The sequence below is a fragment of the Mucilaginibacter sp. P4_E8 genome, from assembly GCF_056401495.1.
Genome location: NZ_JBFUJG010000228.1, coordinates 1 through 5188 on the forward strand (window position 1 = coordinate 1; position 5188 = coordinate 5188).

General features: G+C 39.7%; 5 protein-coding genes. 2 read left to right on the forward strand and 3 right to left on the reverse strand.

The genetic code is table 11. From position 1 onward, the window contains the following. Positions 1-412: 412 nt before the first annotated feature. Positions 413-796, forward strand: coding sequence for a hypothetical protein (locus AC1DRQ_RS29275; protein WP_477429322.1), 384 nt, complete (start codon positions 413-415; stop codon positions 794-796). Positions 797-981: 185 nt separating this feature from the next. On the opposite strand, the gene AC1DRQ_RS29280 is transcribed toward AC1DRQ_RS29275, so the two are convergent. Together AC1DRQ_RS29280 and AC1DRQ_RS29285 are read right to left on the reverse strand one after the other, a co-directional pair. Further along, on the reverse strand, positions 982-1884 hold the full coding sequence (locus AC1DRQ_RS29280; protein ID WP_429400421.1) for a nucleotidyltransferase family protein: 903 nt from the start codon (positions 1882-1884) through the stop codon (positions 982-984). A gap of 101 nt (positions 1885-1985) precedes the next feature. Next, a complete protein-coding gene (locus AC1DRQ_RS29285; protein ID WP_477429325.1) occupies positions 1986-3101 on the reverse strand; it encodes a M42 family metallopeptidase in 1116 nt (371 codons plus the stop codon). Between the two features lie 278 nt (positions 3102-3379). On the opposite strand from AC1DRQ_RS29285, the gene AC1DRQ_RS29290 reads away from it, so the two are divergent. Continuing rightward, on the forward strand, positions 3380-4249 hold the full coding sequence (locus AC1DRQ_RS29290; RefSeq protein ID WP_477429327.1) for a DUF6340 family protein: 870 nt from the start codon (positions 3380-3382) through the stop codon (positions 4247-4249). On the opposite strand, the gene AC1DRQ_RS29295 is transcribed toward AC1DRQ_RS29290, so the two are convergent. Further along, positions 4224-4652 carry a GNAT family N-acetyltransferase gene (locus tag AC1DRQ_RS29295; protein WP_477429329.1) on the reverse strand — a complete coding sequence of 143 codons (429 nt, stop codon included), beginning with the start codon at positions 4650-4652 and terminating at the stop codon, positions 4224-4226. The genes AC1DRQ_RS29290 and AC1DRQ_RS29295 overlap by 26 nt on opposite strands. Positions 4653-5188 lie beyond the last annotated feature (536 nt).

The window sequence follows — 5188 nt, forward strand, 5'->3', positions numbered from 1 at the left end:
GCAATTAGCCCCACCCAACCGCAATTAGCCCCACCCAACCCTCCCCGGAAGGGAGGGCTTAAAACTAAAAGTCTCCCCTACCAGGGGAGATTTAGAGGGGGCTTCCTCGCAATGACATATCTATCAAGAGGCCATTCATCACCCCTTGTCAGCACAACTCAAGCTGCCCCATTACCCCTAAATATTCGACGAATAACAACTATATACCGATGAACAACCTGTGTTAAACTATAAACGGTGTAATTGACTGATTATTAGTGCTTTTTAATGGTTTGACGATTAAAACTCCCCCTTCGTCTATATATATAAATGGGTGGTCTATTTCATTTTTTTTGTGTTTTAAAATGCTGTTGATTTGAATATTGAAAATTTAAAAACAAACTCAATTAAAAACATCAAATTAAAAAATATCATGAAAAATTCAATCAAATTATCAGCACTGTTTCTTTTATTAAGTGCAGGCATTTTTGCCACCACATCTGCAAATGCTACAGACCATCCGGTAAGATCTGAAGAAAAGGTTACCGTATCAGCTATGCAGAAAGGTCGTGGCGTTTATGTAAATGTTTTAAACACCGATAGTCATAAATCTTATGTAATGGTTTTCGATCAGGAAGATAACATCCTGTTAAAAGATTTTTTGCCCAATGAAGCAGCCGTTACAAAAGGCTATGTTTTTACCGAACTTGATAATGGCAATTATACCATTGCAGTTATATCAAACAATGAGGTAGTGAAAAAGAAGGTTCATGTTTATTTAGAAAATAATCAAAAAACATTTTTCTTTATGGACTGACTGAATAGGCTTGTATAAAAAAATCCCACCTAACAGGCGGGATTTTTTGTTTTATAGGTGTTTTAAATTCACAAGTCATCCCGAATTTATTTCGGGATCTCACATGCTAAGTGAGCGACTTGCATGTTTAAACCTTGTATGAGAGATGCTGAAACAAGTTCAGCATGACATTTTATATTCCTAAATTAATCCCAAAGCTTTTCAGGATAGGTGCCGCTGGCTACCAGGTCTGATATACTTTTTTGTACAATAGGTTTATCTTCTTTATAAGTTACACCAAACCATTTTGATCCTGTAGGGATAACTTTAAAAGCAGCTGTTCCGCTTTTTATCAGTTCATCAGCAGCTAAAGGAATAAAAAACTCAGATTTTGGATTGTTCTCATTTTCCTCAACAAATTTTTGAAACATAGGCAGGCTTTGTTTAAATATAGCCGGTGTAAAGCCCCAGAAGTTCATGGATACGCGGGTATCGTTTGGTAGCGGGTGCTCGCCGGTGGCATCTTTATAGGCTACACTACCGTCTTCCTTAAAGTAAACTTCGGTACGCTCATTAATTTCAATCATGTTGCCCTTATCATCAACCTTACAAACACCGCGTGATACGGAGCCATAGTCAGACAAAGTCCTGTCAATTTGGTAACCCACTAAAGAGTAGGTATCATCGGCCACTTCGGTGGTTAAAAACTTAGCCATTTTTTCAAATGAGTCATAACCATAAAAATCATCGGCGTTGATAACACAAAATGGCTCATTTACCTGGTTGCGTGCGGCAAGTACCGCATGTGCTGTGCCCCAGGGTTTAGCACGTTCAATTGTTTTATCAATACCAAAAGGTTTAAGGTCAAAACTTTGAAAAACGTAATCAGTTTCAATGCGGCCTTTAAGTTTAGGCTCAAAAATAGCTTTAAAATTATCTGCAAATTCTTCGCGGATAATAAAGCTTACTTTACCAAAACCAGCCTTTATGGCATCGTAGATAGAGTAGTCGATAATAGTTTCACCGTTGGGGCCAAAGCCATCAACCTGTTTCATGCTGCCGTAACGGCTGGCCATACCTGCGGCCAAAATAAGAAGTGTTGGTTTCATAGATAATATTGGGGGGTATTTAATAATAACTATATGCCTTTACATAAATTTTTTATAGTGAATGATTGATAACCAAAATTGTTTCCCTTGAAAACACGGGATTATTTGATGTATCTGAAATCCTGTCCGGCTTTGATGCTCAGCAAAGTTTGGTAAATAAGACGTATCACATTGTCAACATCTTCTTTGTGTATCATTTCTACAGTGGTATGCATGTACCTTAATGGTAACGAAATGAGCGCCGATGGAACACCATCGTTCGAGTAAGCAAATGCATCAGTATCGGTGCCTGTTGAGCGTGACGATGCCTGGCGTTGAAAAGGGATATCCGCCTTTTGTGCGGCTTCGATAAGTAATTTGTTCAGGTTATTTTGAACCGCCGGGGCGTATGATACCACCGGCCCCTTGCCACAGGCCAAATCGCCCTGGGTTATCTTATTGATCATCGGGGTTTGGGTATCATGCGTAACATCAGTTACGATGGCCACATTGGGTTTTATTTTGTGAGCTATCATCTCGGCGCCGCGCAAGCCTATTTCTTCCTGTACGGCGTTAACTATGTATAAGCCAAACGGCAGTTTTACATTATTCTCTTTAAGCAAACGGGCAACTTCGGCTATCATAAAGCCGCCTGCACGGTTATCAAGCGCGCGACCAACATAATAACGGTCGTTCAGCACCATAAACTCATCTTCATAGGTAATTACGCAACCCACATGGATGCCCAGTTTTTCAACTTCATCTTTTGAGGTACAACCGCAATCCAGGAAAATGTTTTTCAGGGTTGGTGCCTCTTCCTTTTCGCCGCCTAAGCGGGTGTGGATGGCCGGCCAGCCGAAAACTGCTTTTACAATGCCATTATCGGTATGTATGTTCACCCTTTTTGAAGGGGCTATCTGGTGGTCAGATCCGCCGTTGCGTATCACGTATATTAAACCATCACTGGTAATATAGTTAACAAACCATGATATTTCGTCGGCATGGGCTTCAATAACTACTTTATAATCGGCCTTTTGGTTAATAATACCAACTGCGGTACCATAATTATCTACGTAATAATCATCAATGTAGGGCTTTAAATAGTCAAGCCATAACTCCTGGCCTTTCCACTCAAAGCCGGTAGGCGAGGGGTTATTAATATATTTTTCGAAAAAAGATAAGGAAGTTTCGTTTACAACAGGAATATGCGTTGAGGTATCAGATTTTTTTTTAGCCATGTTTGTTAAGTAAACTAATATTGTGCAATAAGCAAATATAATAAAGCTGATGGTAAACCCCTAATATTATCTGCCAAAATGGAAACAAAAACATGTTTTTATTATTAAATTAATACTAAGGTTATAACATTAGCGTTTTTTTTTCAAATATGTAAAATTTACCCCCCTTGGTTAATTAGTTGTGATTAACTGTAAGTTTTACATTAATGACATTATTGTTCATTTCAAATTCATTGTAGTTTCTTAATTTTACATGTTCTATAATTTACTCCACTGCCGTGAAACTATTTAAGCTTATCTGTATATTATTTATTGCCGGTTTAACCTCATGTAACGTTATTCAATACGCAACTGTACCGGTTGACTATGCCCCGAAACAAATCTTTAATCCGGATACTACCCACATACTGCTTGTAAACAAAGTTGCCTTCGATTCAACCAAGATCAGCAAGAGGAAGATCATGGCGCTTAAGGCAGCTGCCTACGCCGCTGTTGCCGGAGCCGAAAAAGAATTGAAGTTGCTGCCAGGGGTAAAAGTGACCAGCCTGATTGATTCGTTGCACTTTACTCCAAATGGCGATTCTGTTAAATTCCTGGCAAAGACCTACAAAGCCAATTATGTTTTAACGTTCGATGATTTTAACGCAGGCATTGTGCTTGATAATGTGCAATATGATGGTAATGCCCAAATAGCCTATTACAATACCAAGGCAAAGGTTGATTTTACCCTGTATGAAAATAACGGCATTTACTTTAAAAAGTTAAAAGGAGTGGCCGAAGAACCCCAGGATAACTCGAACAGGGGATTTTCTGTCAATGGCGCGGCCCGTGAGGCCGCCCTGGATGCACTGAAGGATTATTTACCATACACCATAACCAATTACAGACCGCTATATAACGGAACAGACGCCTTAGAGTCATCAGTACAGCAAATATTGAAAGGTAAGTTTGATATCGCCTATAAAATATTAAACCCACTGATTGATGGTAAGGACCTTAAACTGGCCAGCCAGGCCGCCTATAACCTGGCAGTGGTTTATGAGTCGCAGGGTGATATTGATGAGGCCCTTGACCTGGCCAAATTATCAAACCAAAAGCAGCAGAATAATTATGCCACTGTACTTATTGCCGAGCTGATAAAGGAGTGATGTCCTTTTCAAGGATCTCATAATCGAACCCGTGCCGGGTGAAGAATTGCCCTGTATGCACAAAACCAGCCTTTAAGTAAAACCCAATGGCCGACAGCCGGGCATTGCACCACAGTCTTTTTGCGCCATTTGTTTGCGCAAAATCAGTAATATGATCTAATATTTGTTTGCCTATGCCTTTACCCTGTTGGTTGTCATCCACCGCGAACTTGCGGAACTGGTAATCGTCGCCTTTGGCAAATAAGGATACTACAGCAACAATAGCATCATCCTTAAAAGCGGCAAAATGCAAGCCGTTGTTATCTTCTTCCATTTCCATTTCGTACAGCTTTTGCTCAGGGTATAAAATTCTTTGTCGCAAGCGCCAGGTAAGTTCAGGTCGTATTTGTTCTATGTGGATCATTTTTGAATTTGGAAGTTAATAAAAATTGTCATTGCGAGCGATAGCGTGGCAATCTCCGATATGCAATTCGTGTGTGCAAAGTTAATTACTTGTCCTAAAGAGATTGCTTCATTCTTCGCAATGACGTGGTTTTATTTAATTTCCTTTTTCACATTTTTTCCTTTCCCTGATCTGCAGCTCGCTTCGGATGAAATCAGGCAGAACAATGGTGGCCCTGTGCGGCGGTAAAGGGCATAGCAAATATTTGCTGAAGCGTGGGCCAACGAGCGAACGAAGTGGAGCAACTTTTTGCAGCCCGTGGTTCTGCCTGATTTGTATTATAGGTTTGCTATAATTCCAAAATTTAATAAAAAAAGATTTTTCAGGCCGTTATCTTATAATTTTCCACATACATTTTACCACGCTTCACAAGCGCAAACATTCTTAAGATCAACTTGAATTTTACGTTATTTAATACCAATCCATATTTTTTATTTTTAAGTTTTCTTTCAGCATAGGCGCTGATTTCAGGATCATAGGTGATTGCTGTCCTGGCC

Bases quoted from the DNA above. Each gene is read 5' to 3' on its own strand.
- AC1DRQ_RS29275 (WP_477429322.1), top strand. From the start codon at position 413: ATGAAAAATTCAATCAAATTATCAGCACTGTTTCTTTTATTAAGTGCA.
- AC1DRQ_RS29280 (WP_429400421.1), bottom strand. From the start codon at position 1,884: ATGAAACCAACACTTCTTATTTTGGCCGCAGGTATGGCCAGCCGTTAC.
- AC1DRQ_RS29285 (WP_477429325.1), bottom strand. From the start codon at position 3,101: ATGGCTAAAAAAAAATCTGATACCTCAACGCATATTCCTGTTGTAAAC.
- AC1DRQ_RS29295 (WP_477429329.1), bottom strand. From the start codon at position 4,652: ATGATCCACATAGAACAAATACGACCTGAACTTACCTGGCGCTTGCGA.